General features: G+C 64.3%; 17 protein-coding genes. 11 read left to right on the top strand and 6 right to left on the bottom strand.

The genetic code is table 11. The annotated features are described in order from the left end of the window. Positions 1-8: 8 nt before the first annotated feature. From trpD to PI93_RS06020, 7 genes are all read left to right on the top strand, one after another. Positions 9-1,037, top strand: a complete 1,029-nt coding sequence (gene trpD / locus PI93_RS06050) for an anthranilate phosphoribosyltransferase (protein ID WP_039375422.1) — start codon at positions 9-11, stop codon at positions 1,035-1,037. A 69-nt stretch (positions 1,038-1,106) separates the two neighbouring features. Next, positions 1,107-1,919, top strand: coding sequence for an indole-3-glycerol phosphate synthase TrpC (trpC, locus tag PI93_RS06045; protein ID WP_039375421.1), 813 nt, complete (start codon positions 1,107-1,109; stop codon positions 1,917-1,919). 141 nt (positions 1,920-2,060) lie between these two features. Continuing rightward, positions 2,061-2,756 carry a CYTH domain-containing protein gene (locus PI93_RS06040; protein WP_039375420.1) on the top strand — a complete coding sequence of 232 codons (696 nt, stop codon included), beginning with the start codon at positions 2,061-2,063 and terminating at the stop codon, positions 2,754-2,756. 93 nt (positions 2,757-2,849) lie between these two features. Next, the gene (locus PI93_RS06035) at positions 2,850-3,848 is read left to right on the top strand and encodes a uracil-DNA glycosylase (protein ID WP_039375417.1); all 999 of its coding nucleotides are present in this window, start codon (positions 2,850-2,852) and stop codon (positions 3,846-3,848) included. Between the two features lie 310 nt (positions 3,849-4,158). Beyond that, a complete protein-coding gene (locus tag PI93_RS06030; RefSeq protein WP_039375415.1) occupies positions 4,159-6,399 on the top strand; it encodes a TonB-dependent receptor in 2,241 nt (746 codons plus the stop codon). Between the two features lie 348 nt (positions 6,400-6,747). Beyond that, on the top strand, positions 6,748-7,887 hold the full coding sequence (locus PI93_RS06025) for a hypothetical protein (RefSeq protein WP_144400157.1): 1,140 nt from the start codon (positions 6,748-6,750) through the stop codon (positions 7,885-7,887). Continuing rightward, positions 7,884-9,101 carry a trypsin-like serine peptidase gene (locus tag PI93_RS06020; protein ID WP_039373948.1) on the top strand — a complete coding sequence of 406 codons (1,218 nt, stop codon included), beginning with the start codon at positions 7,884-7,886 and terminating at the stop codon, positions 9,099-9,101. The genes PI93_RS06025 and PI93_RS06020 overlap by 4 nt, the downstream gene beginning before the upstream one ends. Positions 9,102-9,122: 21 nt before the next feature. On the opposite strand, the gene PI93_RS06015 is transcribed toward PI93_RS06020, so the two are convergent. Beyond that, positions 9,123-10,028 (bottom strand): pirin family protein, encoded by a 906-nt coding sequence (locus PI93_RS06015; protein ID WP_039373950.1) that lies wholly within the window; start codon positions 10,026-10,028, stop codon positions 9,123-9,125. A gap of 41 nt (positions 10,029-10,069) precedes the next feature. After that, the gene (locus tag PI93_RS06010; protein WP_039373951.1) at positions 10,070-10,669 is read right to left on the bottom strand and encodes an FMN-dependent NADH-azoreductase; all 600 of its coding nucleotides are present in this window, start codon (positions 10,667-10,669) and stop codon (positions 10,070-10,072) included. A gap of 237 nt (positions 10,670-10,906) precedes the next feature. Between PI93_RS06010 and PI93_RS06005 the strand changes: the two genes are divergently transcribed. Next, positions 10,907-11,845 (top strand): LysR family transcriptional regulator, encoded by a 939-nt coding sequence (locus PI93_RS06005; protein WP_052240945.1) that lies wholly within the window; start codon positions 10,907-10,909, stop codon positions 11,843-11,845. A gap of 40 nt (positions 11,846-11,885) precedes the next feature. Here the strand turns inward: PI93_RS06005 and PI93_RS06000 are convergent, their stop codons facing one another. The 3 genes from PI93_RS06000 to PI93_RS05990 form a co-directional block, all read right to left on the bottom strand. After that, entirely contained in the window at positions 11,886-13,682 is a 1,797-nt protein-coding gene (locus PI93_RS06000; protein WP_144400160.1) for a M61 family metallopeptidase, read from the bottom strand. A gap of 66 nt (positions 13,683-13,748) precedes the next feature. Then, positions 13,749-14,513, bottom strand: a complete 765-nt coding sequence (locus PI93_RS05995) for a DsbC family protein (RefSeq protein ID WP_039373954.1) — start codon at positions 14,511-14,513, stop codon at positions 13,749-13,751. Positions 14,514-14,600: 87 nt separating this feature from the next. Beyond that, positions 14,601-15,800, bottom strand: a complete 1,200-nt coding sequence (locus tag PI93_RS05990) for a UbiH/UbiF family hydroxylase (RefSeq protein WP_039373955.1) — start codon at positions 15,798-15,800, stop codon at positions 14,601-14,603. A gap of 186 nt (positions 15,801-15,986) precedes the next feature. Between PI93_RS05990 and ypfJ the strand changes: the two genes are divergently transcribed. Together ypfJ and ychF are read left to right on the top strand one after the other, a co-directional pair. Beyond that, positions 15,987-16,856: a KPN_02809 family neutral zinc metallopeptidase gene (gene ypfJ, locus PI93_RS05985; RefSeq protein WP_039373956.1), complete on the top strand. Its 870-nt coding sequence runs from the start codon at positions 15,987-15,989 to the stop codon at positions 16,854-16,856. A gap of 157 nt (positions 16,857-17,013) precedes the next feature. Beyond that, positions 17,014-18,108 (top strand): redox-regulated ATPase YchF, encoded by a 1,095-nt coding sequence (ychF, locus tag PI93_RS05980; protein WP_039373958.1) that lies wholly within the window; start codon positions 17,014-17,016, stop codon positions 18,106-18,108. A gap of 190 nt (positions 18,109-18,298) precedes the next feature. On the opposite strand, the gene PI93_RS05975 is transcribed toward ychF, so the two are convergent. Further along, on the bottom strand, positions 18,299-18,955 hold the full coding sequence (locus PI93_RS05975; protein WP_052240946.1) for a GntR family transcriptional regulator: 657 nt from the start codon (positions 18,953-18,955) through the stop codon (positions 18,299-18,301). A 70-nt stretch (positions 18,956-19,025) separates the two neighbouring features. Between PI93_RS05975 and PI93_RS05970 the strand changes: the two genes are divergently transcribed. Beyond that, positions 19,026-20,480, top strand: coding sequence for an SLC13 family permease (locus PI93_RS05970; RefSeq protein ID WP_052240947.1), 1,455 nt, complete (start codon positions 19,026-19,028; stop codon positions 20,478-20,480). Positions 20,481-20,668 lie beyond the last annotated feature (188 nt).

Here is a 20,668-nt window from a genome sequence, read left to right as displayed (position 1 = left end):
AGACAACAATGATTACCCCGCAAGAAGCGCTGCAGCGCACCATCGAACACCGCGAAATCTTCCACGACGAGATGCTGCACCTGATGCGCCTCATCATGAAGGGCGAGATTTCCCCGGTCATGTCCGCTGCCATCATCACCGGCCTGCGCGTGAAGAAGGAAACCATCGGTGAGATCGCCGCCGCCGCACAAGTGATGCGCGAGTTCGCGAATCACGTTGAGGCACCGGCCGACGAACACTTCGTCGACATCGTGGGGACCGGCGGCGATGTGTCGCATACGTTCAATATTTCCACCGCGTCGATGTTCGTGGCCGCGGGCGCCGGCGCAAAGGTCGCCAAGCACGGCAACCGTGGCGTGAGCTCGAAGTCGGGCAGTGCCGACGTGCTCGAAGCGCTCGGCGTGAATATCATGCTCTCGCCCGAACAAGTGGCCGAGTGTCTGCGTGACGTCGGCATCGGTTTCATGTTCGCACCGAACCATCACCCGGCCATGAAGAACGTCGCCGCGATCCGCAAGGAAATGGGCGTGCGCACCATCTTCAATATTCTCGGGCCGCTCACGAACCCCGCCGGTGCGCCGAATCAGTTGATGGGCGTGTTCCACCCCGATCTGGTCGGTATTCAGGTGCGTGTGATGCAGCGCCTTGGCGCAGAACACGTGCTCGTGGTCTACGGCAAGGACGGCATGGACGAAGTGTCGCTCGGTGCCGCCACGCTGGTCGGCGAACTGAAGGACGGCAAGGTCACGGAATACGAAATTCATCCGGAAGACTTCGGCCTTCAGATGGTGAGCAATCGCAGCCTGAAAGTCGGCAGCGCCGAGGAGTCGAAGACGATGCTCATCGAGGCGCTCGAGAACAAGGCCGGCACCGCCCGCGAGATCGTGACGCTCAACGCCGGTACCGCGCTCTATGCCGCCAACCGCGCCGCCTCGATCGCCGACGGCATCGAGATGGCCCGTGAATCGATCGCCAGCGGCGCGGCGCGCGCGAAGCTCGACGCCTTCGTCGCATTCACGCAGCGCTTCAAGGACTGACGCTCGACACGCCCCCGGCGGGCACCGATCGTGCCCGCCGCTTTCCGTAGCCCCGAATCATCCATCGATATGTCTACCGTTCTCGACAAGATCCTGGCCGTGAAGGCCGAAGAAGTCGCCGCTGCGAAGCGCGTTCGTGACCTCGCCAGCCTGCGCCGCGATGCCGAAGCCACTGTCGGCGACAGCGCGCTGCGCACCCGCGATTTCGTCGGCGCCCTGCGCACGAAGATCGGCGCCGGCCTGCCCGGTGTCATTGCCGAAATCAAGAAGGCCAGCCCGTCGAAAGGCGTGATTCGCGAGCACTTCGTGCCGCCGCAAATCGCCGAGTCGTATCAGCAAGGCGGCGCCGCCTGCCTGTCGGTATTGACCGACGTGCAGTTCTTCCAGGGCGCGCCGGAATATCTGAAGGCCGCCCGTGCGGCCTGCGATCTGCCTGTGCTGCGCAAGGACTTCATGATCGACGCGTATCAGGTCTTTGAGGCACGAGAAATGGGCGCCGACTGCATTCTGCTCATCGCCGCCGCGCTGGAACTGGCCCATATGCGCGAACTCGAAGCGCAGGCGCACGAACTGGGCATGGCCGTGCTCGTCGAAGTGCACAACGGCCGCGAACTGGACGCAGGACTTGAACTGAGCACGCCCCTGCTGGGCATCAACAATCGCAACCTGCACACCTTCGACGTGTCGCTCGACACGACGCTGGGCCTGCTCAAACACATTCCCGACGACCGTCTGGTGGTCACGGAGTCGGGTATCCTGTCGCGTGACGACGTGGCGCGCATGCGTGCCGCCAACGTCAATGCCTTTCTCGTCGGCGAAGCCTTCATGCGCGCGCCCGAGCCGGGCGATGCACTCGCCACGCTGTTCGACATGCCCCGCTAACGCGCGACTCAACGTCACGCAAGCGATCGATGGCACGGTGTCCCGCCCGGGACATCGCCCGATGTCCGGCACGCTGCATCGCGCCCGCACGGTGCAGCGACACCCGGCACGCCCGGCGTCCCCTCTCAAAGGAGCGGCCCGATGGCCATCGAACGCGAACTCAAACTTGCTCTTCCGGGCGACCTGCCCGCCGCGCGCGCCGACGCGCTGATCGCTCACCTCGACCGCTTGCCCGGCGCCGAAGCGCGCGGGGAACGCCATCTCGTCAACCGCTACTTCGACACCCCCTCGCTGGCGCTGGCAAACGCCAAGGCCGCGCTGCGCCTGCGTTTCGTGGCGCGTGACGCGCACGCCGGACAATGGCTGCAAACGCTCAAATCGGTCGGCGAAGCGCGCGACGGCCTGCATGTGCGTCACGAGTGGGAACAGCCCGTACAAGGCGAAGCCCTCGAACTCACGAAGCTGATCGCGGCCTGCGATGTGCCCGCGACCGCCGCGTTGCTGCGCGCCGAAGGGGCGAATGTCGTCGCCCAGTTCGAGACGAATTTCGTGCGACGCCTGTGGCGCTATATCGCCGGGGACGGCACTGCGGTGGAGATCGCGTTCGATCGGGGCGAGGTCGCCGTCGAAGCCGATGGCAAACGTCATACGGCACCGCTGGTCGAAGTCGAACTGGAATGGCTCGACGCGCCGGACGACGATCGCGATGGTCAGGGCGAGCGTATTCTCCACGCCCTTGCGCAGAACTTGCGCGACGTGTTGCCCGAATTGCATCACGACAATGTGAGCAAGGCACAGCGGGGTTATCGTCTGCGGCAAGCCGTACTCGGTCAGTGACCGACGCGGGTTGACGACCGACGTCAACGCACGCGTCATCGCGCGCCTATTTGGCTCCTTTTGCCCCATCGGCTCATTCGACAGACCTATTGCATGACATCACGCTCACGCGTCGCCTCCCCGACAAAACACGATGAACGGCAGGGCTCGTTGTTTGACGAACCCGCGTCCGTAGCCCCCACGGACGACGCAACCGCGCCGTCGAAAACAACTGCCCCCGCCTCCGAAGCCCCGGCCGTACCGCCACGCCGTCGCGGACGCCCGCCGAAGTCGGCGGCGTCTTCATCTGCATCGGCGACACCGGCGCCGAAGCCACCCTCAAAGCTGGTCGCCGCCGCGAGCTCCGACGCTGGCGGCGCCAAAGCCGCCGGGCCGCTCAAAGGACGTGTCGAAGATCAGTTCGACGCCTTGCCCGCCGACTGGAAAACGCTTGTCTCGCCGTTCGTGCGTAGCGACGCCTACGCGCCCCTATGCCGTTTTGTCGACGCCGAAGTCGCCGCCGGCAAGACCGTCTATCCGGCGGATATCTTCCACGCGCTTCGCATGACATCGCCGGGCGACGTCAAGGTCGTCATCCTCGGGCAAGATCCCTATCACGGCGACGACCACGGCATCGCGCAGGCACATGGCATGGCGTTCTCGGTACAACGCGGGGTTCGCGTGCCGCCGTCGCTGCGCAACATCTACAAGGAGATCGAGCGCGATCTCGGTATCTCCCCGCCGTCGCACGGCCATCTCGACGCCTGGGCGAAACAGGGCGTGCTGCTGCTCAACACCACGCTGACGGTAGAAGCCGCCAACGCGGCAAGTCACGCCAAACCGTTCAAGACCGGGGGCTGGCAAGCGTGCACCGATACGCTGCTCTGCGGCCTCGCCGCGCAGCAGGGGCCGCTGGTCTTCCTGCTGTGGGGAAGCCATGCGCAGGCCAAAGCGCCGCTGCTGGCCGGGCACGGCCATCTGCTGCTCGAAGCGCCGCACCCGTCCCCCCTCTCCGCCCATCGCGGTTTTCTCGGTTGCGGCCACTTCAGCGCCGCCAACGCCTTCCTCGCACAACACGGCAAGACGCCCATCGACTGGCGAGTGCCCGAGTAAGCACAGACGCGGTTCGTCCGCGTCTCACCCTCTCCGCTCGCCTGTCGACTCGCACCAGCGACAACGTCGGCGCTCGTCCCGATTTGCGAATATCAGAAATAAAAAATCGGGACGCTTCGATCTCTCCTCTTTTCACATGGCGAGATACACGGCGACACATACGCGATAAGCGTTTACAGGAATGTTTTGAAATATTAAACTTCCGCTCCGTAATAGATAATGCGAATCCATCTCATTATCAACAACAATAACTGTGCGTTGCCCGGCCTGGGAAGTGCTCCGACGGTGACGCCATTGCAGGAACACACGAATGTCCACCGTCTTCCAGACGCGTCAGCGTCTGCTCGCCTCAGCCTGCGCCCTCGTGGTCGCCGGTAGCTTCGCCCCTCTGACCGCTCAAGCCCAGACGTCCCAGTCGACCCCGGCCGCATCGCCGGACGCCTCGCCCGCCGTCACGCTGCCGACCACGCAGGTCAGCGACAGCGCCGTGCCGTCGCCGATGCAAACGAAGACGCTGCCGTCGTACAAGTTCGTGGCCCCGCTGCGCGACACGCCGCGCTCGATCACGGTCATTCCGGAAGAGCTGATCAAGCAGACGAACGCCACGACCTTCGCCGACGCACTCAAGACCGTGCCCGGCATCACGTTCATCGGGGGCGACGCCGCCGCGAACCCGTCGGCTGACCGTCCGGTCATTCGCGGCTTCGAATCGCGCAACTCGATCTTCGTCGACGGCATGCGCGACTCCGGCGTGCAGAACCGCGAGACGTTCGCCATCGAGAACATCAGCGTCATCAAGGGCCCGGATTCGGTCTACGCCGGACGTGGCGCCGTCGGTGGCAGCATCGACATCACGACCAAGACGCCGCGTCTGGAAGACTTCACCAACGCCAGCCTCGGTCTGGGCACCGACAGCTACAAACGTCTGACGATGGACGTGAACCGTCAGGTGAACGATCAGACTGCCGTGCGCCTGAACGTGATGGGTCACGACGCGGATCAGGCGGGCCGCAACAACGTCTACAGCAAGCGCTGGGGCGTGGCGCCTTCGGTCGCGTTCGGCCTGAACAGCCCGACCACGGTGACGGTCAGCTACTACCACCTGAACTCCTACGACATGCCGGACTTCAGCGCGCCGTTCCGCTCGACAGGCGGCACGCCGGACGGCGGCTTCCAGCGCAATCAGTTCTATGGCCTGAACAACCGCGACTATCGCCGTGGCCAGACCGACACCGGCGAAATCAAGGTCGAGCACCGCATCAACGACACGTGGAAGATCAAGAACACCACGATGGTCGGCCGGGCCACGCTCGATTACATCGCCACGAACCCGCAGTTCCAGTCGGCCTCATCGAACATCATTTCGCTGCAAGCCAAGAGCGGGAAGTACGCCACCAACAGCATCGCCAACCAGACCGAACTCACGGGCAAGACCACGCTGTTCGGCTTCGAGCACACGCTCACGGGCGGCGTCGAGTTCAGCAACGAGCAAAGCCGCTACGAGGGCTACCTCGTCACCGACAGCGCGGGCAACAACATTCGCTCGGGCGGCCCGTGCTCGGTGGCGTACAACTGCACGACGATCGGCAACTGGAATCCGGATAACCCGTGGACCGGTAGCATCGCGCTCAACGGCGACAAGAGCTTCCCGGGTGCCGCGACCAACACGCGCACCAACGTGGCCTCGGCCTACCTGTTCGACAGCGTGAAGCTCTCGGATCGATGGCTCATCAACGCGGGCGCACGCTTCGATCGCTTCGACGTGCATGCCGTGCAGGCGGGCGCGCCCGATCTGAAGAACATCTCGAACCTGTTCAGTTTCCAGTTGGGCGTGGTCTACAAGGTGCTGCCATCGCTGAGTCTGTATGCGTCGTATGGCACGTCGGCCAACCCGCCGGGCGCGAACAGCGGTCTGGGCGGCGGTACCGACCAGATCACCTCGACGAACAACAATCTTTCGCCGGAACGTAGCCGCAATATCGAAATCGGCGCGAAGTGGGACGTGATCGATCAGCGCCTGTCGCTGACCGCCGCCCTGTTCCAGACGGACAAGACGAATGCACGTGTCTCGGACGGTCTCGGTGGCACGATCAACGCGGGTAGCCAGCGTGTGCGCGGCGCCGAACTCGGCTGGGCAGGTAGCCTGACAAACCATTGGCGCGTCTTCGGCGGTTACTCGTACCTCGACGCGATCACGACGGACGCCGGCCCGGCAGCAGCGCCGGGCGCTTCCGGTCTGCCGATGGTGATGGTGCCGAAGCACAACCTCACGCTGTGGACCGACTACGAAGTGATGCCGAAATTCACCGTCGGCGCAGGCATGACGCTCTCGAGTCTCACCTACGCGTCGGTGTCGCCCACCACGCGCAAGTGGACGCCGGGCTACGCCCGCTTCGACGCCATGGCGACCTACCGTGTGTCGCGCACCATCGATCTGCAACTGAACGTGCAGAACATCTTCGACAAGAAGTATTACTCGAGCGCCTACCCGATCTACGCCACATGGGCACCGGGTCGCACCGCGATGCTCACGCTGAATTTCCATCAGTGATCGCACGCCGATGTGTCGATAGGTCAGCACGTCGACATGTCGGTAAACGCAAAACGGGGATCCCGCCACCTTGGCTGGATCCCCGTTTTGCGTTCGACGATCCTCCCGCCCCACGCCCTCTTGTGCCGCATTTACACGCCGCACTGTCGTCCCAAGGGATGCTGCAGCGAGTCCCGACTTCAAACGATCGTTTCACTTAACCTCCTTCCTTGCGCGCCCCTGATACGCATGACATGATGGCGCCGCGTCGCCAGTCAAGCGCCGTTCGAGCGGGCCGCGCAACGCATCACGACAATCAAAAAAGACATTTTCGTCACACAGTTTTGCCTATTCGTACGGGGGTTCGAGATGGCGAATCGGGGAGTCGTCGTCACTGCGGGTGTCGCAGCGGCGCGGTCGTTCATGGTGCTCGGCATCGTCGCCGCACTCGCGGGATGTTCCACCGTTCAGTTCCGTAACAAGGATTCGCTACAGGGCGCCGCCGATAGCTTCGACGCCGCCGTCAAAGCGTCTCAGAGCGCGCTCGATACCGAACTCAAATCGCGCGCGCGTGTGCGACGTGCAGAGGCAGTGGAGTATTACGTGCAAACGCGCCGGGTTAAACCGGGCGAGGTCCGCGTCTTCGATATCGACGCGGACGACGAACTGGGTTCCTTCGCCCGCTTCGTATGTGCCGGCACCGACGACTTCGTCAGCGAACGCGCCGCAATGACCTTCGCCACCACCTACTCCGGCGGCCTCAAACAGGTGCTCGCCGAAGGCGACGACTCGATTGGCGGTCAATGGTCCCGATTTCAGGCACTGCGCAAACCGATCGACGTCCCCGGTCTGCCGAACGATACCGTGCCGAAAAATGCGGTTCGCGCCTGTGCCAACGATCTGAAGACGCAGCTCACGCAATGGAAGGTCCGGCCCTCCACCGAGGTCAGCGCCGAGAACGTCACCGCCGTCGTGCCCGCCGCCATTGCCGCCTACAAGGCGATTGCCGCCCTGTTCCAGACCGGGTTGACGGCTTACAACGATCTGGCCGCCAAGGAGCGCTTCGCCAAGTACGTTCACGAGTTTCATCCGACATTCGAAACGGTGATGAACAACGACTTCAAGGCCTCGACCCTCGCAAGCGCGTGGAACCGCCGGCAGATCGTGTCGTTGCAGCGGCCGTTGGCCACCTTCCGCAAGCTGCTGATCACCCCCGCGAATCTCACGCCTGCCGATGACGACATCCGCATCCGTGAACTCGGCATGCTGGCGAACGAACAGCTCGCCGAATACGATGCACTGCACGCCAGCCCCTCGCCCGTGGTACTGCGCGACAAGCTCGTTGAGGCGGAGAAGCAACTTGTCACACTGGTGGACGACAAGCATGTGTCGATCGCCGATCTGGTCGCCTTCTTCAAGGCATTGAAGGACGACTTCGATAAGGCGAAAACACAGTACGCTGCCGCCGACGCCGCAGTGCGCAACGTTCCGGAGGCGTGGAAGCCATGATTCGCCTACCTCATCGGCTCGCCGCCGGCTTGCTGGTGTCGAGCGTCGTGGTTCACGCCGTCGCACAGACGCAAGCCCCGAGTGTGGCCACGCCGGCGACCTCGCAAGCCCTGCAGGAAGCGGAGTCCGTCAACGTCAAGGCAGTGCTCCAGAAGCAGGACCAGGCGTTGAAAAAGGAACAGGCCGTGTGGCTCAAGGCGTCTCAGACGTCGCTGGTCGCCGCACGTGTGCAGGACATCGGTCAGGCGCGCGACAACATCGCCGCCGCCACCCGCCTGCTCGACGGCGAGCCACCCCGGTCGCTCAAGGATCTGAAGGAGAAGACCGAGACGATTCGCGTCGTCACCCGCCCGGTCTACGGCCTGTGTTCCGGCGCGCCTTGGGCCAACGAGCAGATGACCGCGTGGAGCAACTGGCGCGACTACATCACCGCCGTGTCGACGCCGCTGGCGGCCGTCGCCCGCAGCGTGGGCGTGATCTTTCAGTACTACCAGGCAGACCCCAGCAGCAAGCCCCGGTACATGAGTCTCGGCGCCACAGCGTTCGTCGTGGGCAAGTCTCACGTCATCACCAATCGGCATGTGCTGCAAAGCTATGCGTATCTCGACAGCAAAGGCGCTTGGCGCCTGTACGACAAGCAGGTACTCGTCGTGTCGTTTCCGTGGGAATACTCGAGCTGTGAGGTGCGCACGACACCGCGAGAGGTACGCATCGTCGGCATCGAAGCGGTGGGCGGGGATGGGGAAAACGACGACTACGCGATTCTGCGAACGGAAGACAACGCCTTGCCGCCCGCCGCGCCTCTGGCGACACGCTTCGATCTGACGGAGGGCGCGCGTGTGGCCGTGATCGGCTATCCTTCGCGCCCGGTCAGTTGCGCGGGCGCGAGTGCCAGCGACGACTGCACCTACTTGTCGGAGCAGCAGATCGATACGATGTTCAAGCTGCCGGATAGCCAGATCCCCTTCCCCGCCGAGCGCCTTGCGCCGGGTATGCTGCTGGTCAATCCCAGCCTCGACCCTCAGCAGTTCTCTTACGACTCCTCAACGTGGGGCGGCAACTCCGGCTCACCGGTCGTGCGCCTGTCGGATGGCCTGATCGTCGGATTGCATTACGGGGGTTACGGAGGCGACAGCGAGAAAGCCACCTATAACAATGCGATCAAGGTCGATCGTATTCACAAGGCGCTTTCGGATGCGGGCATCACGCCGTGAGGACGACGGTGCAGTGATGCGTCAGTGAGGGTCCTCGACGGGCGGCAGTGTGCCCATCGCCCCTTGCTGATAGCGCCGCGTCAACGCCACGAGATCGCTCTCGTCGCGCGCGGCGAAGTTACCTCGATAGACCACGGGCTCGCCGAGCGGATCACCGCCGGCCACGACCAATCGGGCGCCAGTGCGTCCGGCCAGTTGCCACTCGCCCGGCGGCAGCCAGACGGCTTCCGCCCCGCCACCTTCCGCTCGCAAGGCGTGTCCGGCAAGCGCCGCCTCGCCCTGGGCGATCAAGGCCAACCAGCGGCGGCCGTCGCACGGAATGGTCAGTGTGCGCAACGCATCGTCATGCCAGTCGAGTTGCAACAGCGTCGTGCGCTCGCCTTCCGTGCGTGCGACCTCGCGCTCGTCCCACTGCCCGCAGATCAACGTCAGATCGACGTCCCCTTCGCGCCAGCGTCGCATGGCTTCGGTGCGCACAACGCTCTGTGCAGGCGCGCCGTGCGCGTGACGCCCGGCGCGATTGACGATCATCCGCACACCACGCACCGTGGCACGCGCATCGTCGGGGACTTCTTCGTGCACGGTGCCGCAGTTCGTGTCCAGCCAGAGCAGATCGCCCGGGTGCAGCACGTCATCGCCACCGTGGGCGTGACGGCAACGCAACGCGGTCGTCGCCTCGGGAAACAGATAAGTCGCCACCACGCATCCCGCATGGGGGTGCGCCGGTATGCAGGCGCCGTGACGGCGAAAGATGTCGATCGACAAAAACGGGTCGGTCTCGTCGACCTGATCGAAAATACCCGCCCCCGCGGCGGCGGCACAGCGGCCGGGCCGGGAGACGGAAAGCACGCGCGGGATGGTACTCACGTCGGCATGGGCGGCCGGACGCTTCGTCTGACGCGGATGCAAGGGCGTCGGATTGACCATTGGGGGCCTGCGCGCGCGGGAGAACAGCGGTACCCGAGGGCTTACAGCGCAGCGATGGCTTCGCGCGCGTTGGCGAAGCCAGCCGCTGCCGACTCCGGACCGCGCGCCAGACCTTCGGCGAAGATGAACGTCACGTCCGTCATGCCGAGGAAGCCCAGAATCGTCTTGATGTACGGGGTCTGGCTGTCGGCCGGCGTGTCCTTGTAGTTGCCACCGCGAGCAAACGCCACGATCACCTTCTTGCCCTGAATCAAGCCTTCCACGCTGCCGTCTTCACGGTAACGGAAGGTCACGCGAGCGCGGGCGATCCAGTCGAAGTACGCCTTCAGTTGCGTCGGCACCTGGAAGTTGTACAGCGGCACGCCGAACACGACATAGTCGGCGGCCTGAATTTCGGCGATCAGTTCGTCGCTGCGGGCAATGATGGCCTTTTGTTCGGCCGAGCGCTGATCTTCCGGTGTGAAGAACGCGCCGATCACGGCTTCGTCCAGATGCGGCACGCCATCGGCCAGCAGGTCGCGCACGACAACCTTGGCGCCGGGGTGCTTCGCGACCAGTTGCGCCACCGATTCGTTGGCGAGGGTGGTCGAGTTGGCGCCTTGCGAGCGGGCGGCGGAATTGATTTGCAGAATCGTGGTCATTTCGGTGGCTCCTGAGCCTGGGGGTTCGATAATCCGTGCGCACTGGCTCCCATCTCGAGGGTGCCGTGAATTGTGCGTCGGCTTGGGATGAATTCTAGTTACCCCCAAAAATGAAACAAGCCGGTAAAATCGAATTGTTTGTTCCCATTTTGGAACAATGACCTGGGGCCCGCCTTCTACCAGCGTTCGGGCCTTTTGTCCTTGCCGGACGACACGCGTCACCGAGGAGCGCGCGCGATGATTGACGATCTGAATGACATGCTGATCTTCGCGGAGGTCGTGCGCTCGGGCAGCATTACGCGTGCCGGCGAACGGCTCGACCTGCCCAAGGCGACGGTGAGCCGGCGTCTGTCGAGGCTGGAAACGCGTCTGGGCACAAGGCTGTTGCACAAGACCACGCGACGCCTCGAACTGACCGAAGTGGGTGAGGCGTACTACGAGCGTTGCCTGCCGATTCTCGAAGAGGTGGAAGAGACGCGCGACTTCGCCTCGCAGTTGTCGAGCAAACCGCGCGGACGCCTGCGCATCACCGCACCCGGCGACTTCGCAACGCAGTGGCTGGCGGTTCCCCTCGCGACCTTCTGCGCCGCCTATCCCGAGATCACCGTGGACGTCGATCTGAGTTCTCGTCAGGTCGATCTGATTGCCGAGCGTGTCGATGTGGCCATCCGTGCCGGACAACTCTCCGATTCCACACTCGTGGCGCGCCCCTTGCTCAAGCTCACGCGCAGCCTGTATGCAAGCCCGCTCTATCTGAGCGCGACGGGTCTGCCCGCCACCCCCGACGAACTCGCGGGGCATCGATTCGTCATCCTGCAAGGCGCGCGCCGTCTGTTCAACACCGACACGCTGCACAAGGGCCGCCAACGCATGGACATCACCATGCACGGAGCGATTCAGGTCAACAGCATGGGGATGGTCAAGGAGATGGCGCTGGCGGGCAGCGGCATCGCCGCGCTCACCGACATTCTGGCGGAAGACGCGCTGCGCACCGGCCGTCTCGTGAAAGTGCTGCCCGAGTGGTCGCTACCGGAAAGTCCGGTGCATCTGGTCACGCCCTCGCGACGCTTCCTCCCGCGCAAGACGCAGGTCTTCATCGAGCATATGCTCGCGGTCGCAAGATCGTGTCCGGAAGAGAACCGGGACCCGACGGTGCCGGGTCCGGCAGAAGGTTAAGCCGCGCGCACGCCGATGGCGCGCCCGGCACTCACACAGATCAGGCCGACAGCCACTTCTCGCGGCGTTGTGCGGCGGCGCGATCCTTCGTCTCGGCAATGCGGTACTGCGAGACCTCCGGGGTATCGAGCGTGAGCGCGGTCTCGCGCAATTCGTCGCGACGGAAAGCGTGGACCGTCACCCGGTCGCCCGGACGATAACGCTCCAGCAGCTTGTCGATGTTGCCCGGCGTTACGCGCAGCCCATCGATCGCAACGAGCGCATCGCCCGCCGACAGACCGGCGGCCTGTGCCGCGCCACCGTCGAGCACCTGCGCCAGCGTGAGATCGTCGCCGCGCTTGACCGTCTTCGCCCCGAGCGCAGGACGCCCATTCTCCGGCGTCACCGGCGCTAACGTGAGCCCCACACGCTCAAGCAGCGTCGCGAGCGGCAGATCGCGGGTGCCGTTGATCGCCGTGGCAAAAAATTCCGACAGATCGAGTCCCGAAATCTCTTCGAAGAACGGTTGCACCGCGTCTTCGTCGATCCCCACAGGCGAGCCGCGATAGAAGTCGCGGCCATAGCGCTGCCACAGCGCACGCATGATGTCGTCGAGCGACTTCTGTCCGCGTGTCTGCGAGCGGATCGTCAGATCGAGGGCGAGCGCGACAAGCGATCCCTTCGTGTAATAACTGACGATGGCGTTCGGTGCGTTTTCATCCTGACGGTAGTACTTTGTCCACGCATCGAACGAACTCTCGGCCACGGTTTGCTTGAGACGGCCGCTGCCGCGCAACACGTTCGCCACCGTCTTGGCAACGAGGTCGTAGTACGCGGCAGGCGCGATCACACCACTGCGCACCAGCATCAGATCGTCGTAATACGACGTGAAGCCTTCGAACAGCCACAGCAGGCGCGTGTAATTCTCCTGATCGAGCGTGTACGGCGCGAACACTGCCGGCTTGATGCGCTTGACGTTCCACGTATGGAAGTACTCGTGACTCACCAGACCGAGGAAGCCGCGATAGGCGTCGCTCATGCGAGCCTGCCCCTGCACCGGCAGATCGTTGCGGCCGGCGAGCAAGGCAGTGGACGCGCGATGCTCCAGACCGCCGTAACCGTCGCCCACGGTCATCAGCAGAAAGACGTAGCGCGACATCGGCACACGCGAGCGCGAACTGGCGCCCGGCTCGAACAGACGGATCTGCGCCTCGCAGATCTTCTTCATGTCGCGCAGCAAACGATCCAGATCGAGATTCGGCACGGGGCCGGTAATGGCGACTTCGTGCGTCACGCCACAGGCCTTGAACGTGCCATGCACGAACGTGCCCATCTCGACGGGCGAATCGATCAACTCGTCGTAATCGATCGCGAGATAGCGACCGAAGTCGAGCGCGGCCGTGCCCTGCGCCGGCTCGAGTGCGGTCGCCACACGCCACGCCTTGAAGGCGGCGCCACGCGGACGCAACACGTCGACTTCACACGGCGCCTGTTCCTGACCCTCCACGCGCAGAAACACGCTCGTGCCATTGAAGAAGCCGTGCGTGTCGTCGAGATGCGCAGCGCGCACCGACAGATCCCATGCATACACCTCGTAGGTCACGATCAGCGTGCCCTTGCACGGCGCGGCCTGCCATGTGTGCTTGTCGAGCTTGTCGAGCGCGACCTTGCGGCCACGGCACGTCGCGCCGATCGTCACGATATTGCGAGCGAACTCGCGCACCATGTAGCTGCCCGGAATCCACGCCGGCAGCGTGAAGCGCTGCCCGTCGGGCGCGGGATTCGAGACCGTGACGGTCACTTCGAACAGATGAGCGGCGGGCGACTTCGGAACGATCGCGTACCGAATGGCGGGCAAGGCAGACGTGGCTTTCATAACGTGGCGGCTTCTTGTTCTCGGGAGAGTCGGGCGTTTCGCAAACGGTTACTTGACCGTCGAGAGCGCCTTTTCCAGTTCGTCGGCAGGCACGGCGCCCGGCAGACGACGGCCATCGGACAGAACGATCGTCGGCGTGCCCGTCACGTTGTACTGATGGCCGAGCGCGACGTTCTGCTTGACCGCCCCGTCGTCGCACTTGGCGGTCGGTGCCGGAGGCGCCTTCTTGTCGAGCATCCAGTCATGCCATGCCTTGAGCGGATCGGGCGCGCACCAGATCGCCTTCGACTTGGCATCCGAATCCGGGCCGAGCACCGGGTACAGGAAGGTGTAGACGGTGAGGTTGTCGAGCTTCGAGTTCTTGAGCGAATCTTCGAAGCGCTTGCAGTACGGGCAGTTCGGGTCCGAGAACACGGCGATCTTGCGGCTGCCGTTGCCCTTCACGTACTTGATGGCGCGCTCGAGCGGCAGCTTGGCGAAGTCGACCTTGTTCAGCTCCGACTGATGTGCCTCGGTCAGATTCTGACGCGTCTTCGTGTCGACGAGATTGCCGCCAAGCATCACGTATTGCGCCTTCTCGTCGGAATACATGATCTCGCCACCGACGGCCACTTCATAGAGCCCCGGAATCGGCGTGCGCGTGACCGACTTGACCGGGGCATCGGCGCCCAGCGTCTTCTGCACGGCCGCCTTCACGCGATCGAGCGTCGCGTCGGACTTGTTCTGCGCCATGGCGGACGTCGTGAACGTTGCGGCGCAAATTGCCGCCAGACCGAGCGCTGCGAGCGCCGGGGCGCGATAACGTTGCAACATCGAATATCTCCAGAAGTGTATCGAGCGAGAGGCGCGTGCGGCAGGTCCGATGTCCACAGACGTCGCCGGCAGTCACGCCACAAGGGGTCAGCCCAGGGCGCGGCCGATCAGGAATTTCTTGACGAAGGGCAGCATGTTCACGCTATCGAGCCCCGCGTTGCGGACGAATTTCGCGAGCGGGTTGCTCGTCGAGAACAGCTTGTGCAAACCGTCCGTGGTGAGCGCCATGCTGCCGATATCTTCCTTGCGGGCACGCTCGTAGCGACGCAAGACCGCTGCGTCGCCACAGTCGCGGAACGACTCGCGTGCGGCAAGGGCATCGCCGAGCGCCGCCACGTCGCGCAGACCGAGGTTCATGCCCTGACCGGCGAGCGGGTGCACCACATGGGCCGCATCGCCGACCAACGCCACGCGCGGTGCGATCAGACGCTTGGCCTGCGCGAGCACGAGCGGGAAACCCTGAGCCCGCGCTGAGACCGGCGTGAGGCCGCCGAGTTCACCGTTCGAGAACGTGCCGATGCGATCGGCCAACGCTTGCGGATCGAGGGCGAGCAAATGCTTCGCATGATCGTCGGCCGCCGACCAGACCAGCGAGACGTGCTGATCGGGAAGCGGCAACAGCGCGATGATCTCGCCATCGTGGAACCACTGGAACGCGGTATCGCGGTGAGGACGTTCCGCGCGGAAATTGCACACCACGCCGAGTTGTTCGTAGGGACGCACGGCGCCATCGAGTCCGGCGGTACTGCGCACCCACGAGTGCGCGCCGTCGGCGCCGACCACGAGCGAGGCGCGCAGCGTCTTGCCGTCCGACAGACGCACCGACGCGGCGGCCGCATCGACTTCGAGCGCGTCGGCGCGGGCGTCGAGCCATTGCACTTGCGGGGAGAATCGCAGCGCGGCGTCAAGGGCGCGTTCGAGATTCGACGATTCGGCGATCCAGGCCAGTTGCGGCACTGCCGCCTGATAGGCCGAGAAGTGAAGACTGCCGCGCTCGTCGCCGAAGACTTCCATGTCGTAGACAGGATTCACGCGCGCAGGATCGACTGCCTGCCAGACGCGCATGCGCTCGAACAGCGCCTGGGAACTGGAGGACAGGGAGTAGATGCGGGCGTCCCACATGTCGCCGCCCGTGCTGCCCGCACCCGGTGCGGCAGCAGCCGGTTGGGCGAGCAGTGCAACGGACAGGCGAGCCTGCGAGAGCAGCAAGGCGGCAGCCTTGCCGACCAGACCGCCACCGACGACGACGACATCGTGCGTTTGGCTGGAAGTGTGCGTTTGAGACATGCGGCGAATGCAGCGCCAGCGCCTGAATCGCGCGAGCCGGCTGGTTCAGAAAACGAGATGGCGTATTGTCGCACGCCTGCCACACCTGCGACGGCCTGCCGCCCGGCGCCTGCTGCGACGCAGCGTCGCGTGTCACGGCCCGGCGCTATACTTCCGCGCATATCGATAACCGACACGGAGCCCCCTATGCGCCTCGACAATGAATCCGAAAGCCAGAACGTCGAAGATCGCCGGGGCGGCGGTTTCGGCGGGCGCACTACGATCGGCATCGGCACGATTGTGGTGGCACTCGCCGCTTCGTACTTCTTCGGGATCGATCCGCGCGTGATCATTCAGGGCTCGCAGATGATTCAGGGGCAGACGCAGTCGCAACCCCAATCCGCTCCGAACGCCGCGCCGGCCAACGATCCGAAGACGGTCTTCACCCGCAAGGTGCTCGGCAACATCGAGCGCACCTGGGAAACCGTATTCCCGCAGCAACTCAACCGTCAGTACGTACCGCCGAAGCTGGTGTTGTTCTCGGGCGCGACGCCCACGGCTTGCGGCACCGGGCAAACCGCGATGGGGCCGTTCTACTGCCCGGGCGACAGCAAGGTCTACATCGATCTCGCGTTCTATGACGAGTTGCAGCAACGTTTCGGCGCGGGCGGCGACTTCGCGCAAGCCTATGTGATCGCCCATGAAGTGGGCCATCACATCCAGAATCTGCTGGGCATTTCCGAGAAATTCGACGAAGTTCGCCGCCGCGCCAACGAAGCGCAGGCCAATGCGCTGTCGGTGCGTCTGGAGTTGCAGGCCGATTGCTTCGCGGGGGTCTGGGCGAACAACGCGGCGAAGGCGAATCAGCAGCTGCTGGAGCCGGGCGATATCGAACAGGGCCTGAAGGCCGCAGCGGCCATTGGCGACGACCGGTTGCAGCAACAGTCGCAGGGGCGCGTGGTGCCCGAGTCGTTCACGCACGGCACGAGCGCCCAGCGGGTGTACTGGCTGCGTCAGGGGCTGCAATCCGGCGACATGCGCAAGTGCGACACGTTCTCGGCGAAGCAACTGAGTTGAGCGCGGCACCGGCGTTGGGGCCGATGCGACCGGGCCGAGGGCGTTGTTGCAGGCAGAACGGGTACAATGGCGGACTTTCCGCGACGCAATCACCGACGTAACGACCGACGGACCGGCGAATGCAACGGCGCATATATCGGATTAGACAGGATTTAGCATGAGCCTCAAATGCGGCATCGTCGGCTTGCCCAACGTTGGCAAGTCGACTCTTTTCAACGCCCTGACCAAAGCGGGCATCGCTGCCGAGAACTACCCGTTCTGCACCATCGAGCCGAACGTCGGCGTGGTGGAAGTGCCGGACCCGCGTCTGGGCAAGCTGGCCGAGATCGTCAAGCCCGAGCGCATCATGCCGGCCACGGTCGAATTCGTGGACATCGCCGGTCTGGTGGCGGGCGCGTCCAAGGGCGAAGGGTTGGGCAACCAGTTCCTCGCCAACATCCGCGAAACGGACGCCATCACGCACGTCGTGCGCTGCTTCGAGGATGAGAACGTCATCCACGTGGCGGGTAAGGTGAACCCGATTTCGGATATCGAAGTCATCAACACCGAATTGGCGCTGGCCGACCTTGGCACCGTCGAAAAGGCACTGCAACGCTATTCGAAGGCCGCCAAGTCGGGTAACGACAAGGAAGCCGCGAAGCTCGTGGCCGTGCTCGAGAAGGTCGTGCCGGTGCTCAACGAAGCACGCCCGGTGCGCTCGCTCAAGCTCTCGGACGACGAGCAGGCACTCATCAAGCCGTTCTGCCTGATTACCGCCAAGCCGACGATGTACGTCGCCAACGTGAAGGACGACGGCTTCGAAAACAATCCGCATCTGGATGCGGTGCGCAAGTACGCCGAGGCGGAAAATGCGCCCGTGGTCGCCGTGTGCGCTGCGATCGAGGCGGAAATCGCCGATATGGAAGACGCCGACAAGGCGGAATTCCTCGCCGATATGGGCATGGACGAGCCGGGTCTGGACCGCGTGATCCGCGCGGGCTTCAAGCTGCTCGGTCTGCAAACGTACTTCACGGCAGGCGTGAAGGAAGTGCGCGCCTGGACGATCCACGTGGGCGACACCGCCCCGCAAGCCGCCGGCGTGATTCACACCGACTTCGAACGCGGCTTCATCCGCGCGCAAACCATCGCCTTCGACGACTACATCCAGTACAAGGGTGAACAGGGCGCGAAGGAAGCCGGCAAGATGCGCGCCGAAGGCAAGGAATACGTCGTGCACGACGGCGACGTGATGAACTTCCTGTTCAACGTCTGACACCACCGTCTGCCAAGACCACAAACACCCCGGCCATCGTGCCGGGGTGTTTTGTTTTCAACGCCGGAAATGCGAGGACTTCAACCCCGTTGTCCCGCGAACGTCATCTCGTCGTATTCGTCGTCGTCCGACACGCCACGACGGGTCACACGGAAGCCATGACGTGCGTAAAACGCCCCGGCACGCGTATTCACGCCGTCCATCCCTCACGAATGATTCGCGCGATTTGCTCGCCTGTCGCGCGATTGTGCGCTTGTACCAGAGCGACGGCGCCGGCATCGTCGCCCACCTCGCACAAGCGCAGCAACTCGCGATGCTCCTCATGCGAGCGCAACGCATTGCCGGTCTTCTGCCAGGTAAGAAACAGGTAGCGCCCGAGGTTCAGTCGCGCGGTCGCCACGGCGCGCTGGAAGTAGGGGCGCTCGGCCTTCGCGTAGAGCATGCCGTGAAACGCGGCGTTGCGCGTCACGATGTCCGAAAGGTCGGTCGCCGATTCCAACGCGTCGAGTGCCGCGCGCGCCCGCGCAATGTCCGCGCGCGACAGATTCGGCATCGCCAACGCCATCAGCCGTCCCTCGAGCAGCGCCCGGTAATCGGCCAGTTCCAGCGCGTCGTCTTCCGTGAGCGCCGTCACCATCGTGCCGCGATTGACCCGGCTAACCGCCAATCCATCCGACGCCAGCATCGTAAGCGCCTCGCGCACCGGCACGTGACTCACGCCCAGCGCCGCCGCCAGATGGTCCTGACGCAAGGCCTCGCCCGGCTTCAACTCGCCCCGGCCGATTTGTTCACGAAGCGCTTCGTAAGTGCGCTCCACCGCCGTTCCGGTACCCGATTCCTGACGCATGGATCGTCTCCGTCAGTTAACTATATATAATCACTTTAAATTATATATTATTTAACAACAGGTGACGTCTATGCCTCCGGTCAGCCCTTCCTCGTCTGCGCCCGCTCCCATCGCGACAACGGCGCCCGCCGATGCCTTCGCACCCGGTCGCCTTTGGCGTCACGCCCTGCTCGCGGGACTCAGCGCCGCCGCCGGCCTCGCCTTGCACACCGCCGGGTTGCGCGGCGATACGCTCGCCGTGGCAGTCATCGTCCTGTTCTGCCTCAGCTACTGGGCGACCGGCTGGCTGCCGGACTTCCTCGTGTCGCTCGTGTTGCTGTTCCTGCTCGCGACTTGCACATCGCTCGGTGCGAACGTGGTGTTCTCGGGCTTCGCGTCGAGCGCGTTCTGGCTGGTCTTCAGCGGTGCGGTCGTCGGCATGGCGCTCAGCGTCACGGGACTTGGCGAACGTGTCGCGTCACGGCTCGCCGACCATTGCGGCCACGCCTATGGCGCCGCCCTGACCGGCTTCGTCGTCGTGGCTTTCGTTCTCGGGATCGTGATGCCCTCGACGCTCGGGCGCATCGCCATCCTCACGCCAATCGTGCTGAGCTTCTGCGAGCGTGTCGGATTGACGGCAGGTCGCCCCGGCCGCACCGGACTCCTGCTGGCGACGGCGCTCGCGAGTTGCGAGTTGTCGAGCGCCATTCTTCCCGCCAACCTGCCCAATCTCGTCATGGCCGGAACCGCCGAGACCGTGCTCGGCCTTCGGCTCGGCTACGGCGAATACGCAATGGCGCTGGTGCCGGGGCTCGCCGTCGTGCGTGGTGTCGTGTTGGTCGTCGTGGCGCTGCGATGCTTTCCGGATCGGCTGACACCGCTTGCCGACATCCGGATAAACGACGACACCCACACAGCGATGCGCCCTGACGAATGGCGTCTGTTGGCTGCACTGGCGTTGATGCTTGGCCTCTGGCTGACGGAGCCGTGGCATCACGTCGCCGCCGGCTGGGTCGGACTCGGCGTGGCGCTGTTATGCCTCGGACCATTGCGGCTGGTGAACCCCGATGCCTTCCTCAAACAAGTCAAGCTCGCGCCATTGTGGTTCGTCGCCGCCATCATCGGACTGACGGCCGCCGTCGATCAGGCCGGACTCGCCCAAGCGTTGCGTCCCGTGCTCTCCCGGCTCGATCTCGCGCAGATGTCGACGGTATCGGCCTATCTGGTCCTTGTCGCCCTATCGATCGCGCTGACGTTCCTCGTCACCTCGAACGCCGCCCCCGCCCTGTACACCCCGCTGGTGCCCGCCCTCGCTGCGGGCGCGCCACTCGGCGTCAAGGCAATCCTGCTGACGCAGGCCATCGGCATCTCCACCATCGCGCTGCCTTATCAGGCCCCGCCGCTCGTGCTGGCGATGGCACTGGCCGGCATCGGCATTCGCGACGCCACCCGCTATTGCATCGCGACGGCGCTCGTCGCGCTGGTGACGGTCGTGCCACTCAGCGTGCTCTGGTGGCAAGTCATCGGTCTGCTGCGTATTCACTGACCGCCCTCACCGGCGACGGGTCGCCTGCGGCAGCACATCCCCCGATCTTGCGGTTCGAATCTCACCTTCAAACGCCGGTTTGCCACATCTGCCAGCGGATTCCGGGCGAATGCGCAAGGAAGCGACCGGTCGAGATCCGTTCGGAGACCGTCTCGTCTACTATGGAATCATGCGTGCCGGGCAACGGG

It is taken from the genome of Pandoraea fibrosis (assembly GCF_000807775.2).
GTDB lineage: Bacteria > Pseudomonadota > Gammaproteobacteria > Burkholderiales > Burkholderiaceae > Pandoraea > Pandoraea fibrosis.
The sequence above is the reverse complement of the archived record's forward strand: the minus strand, read 5'-3'. Positions and strand labels throughout refer to the sequence as shown.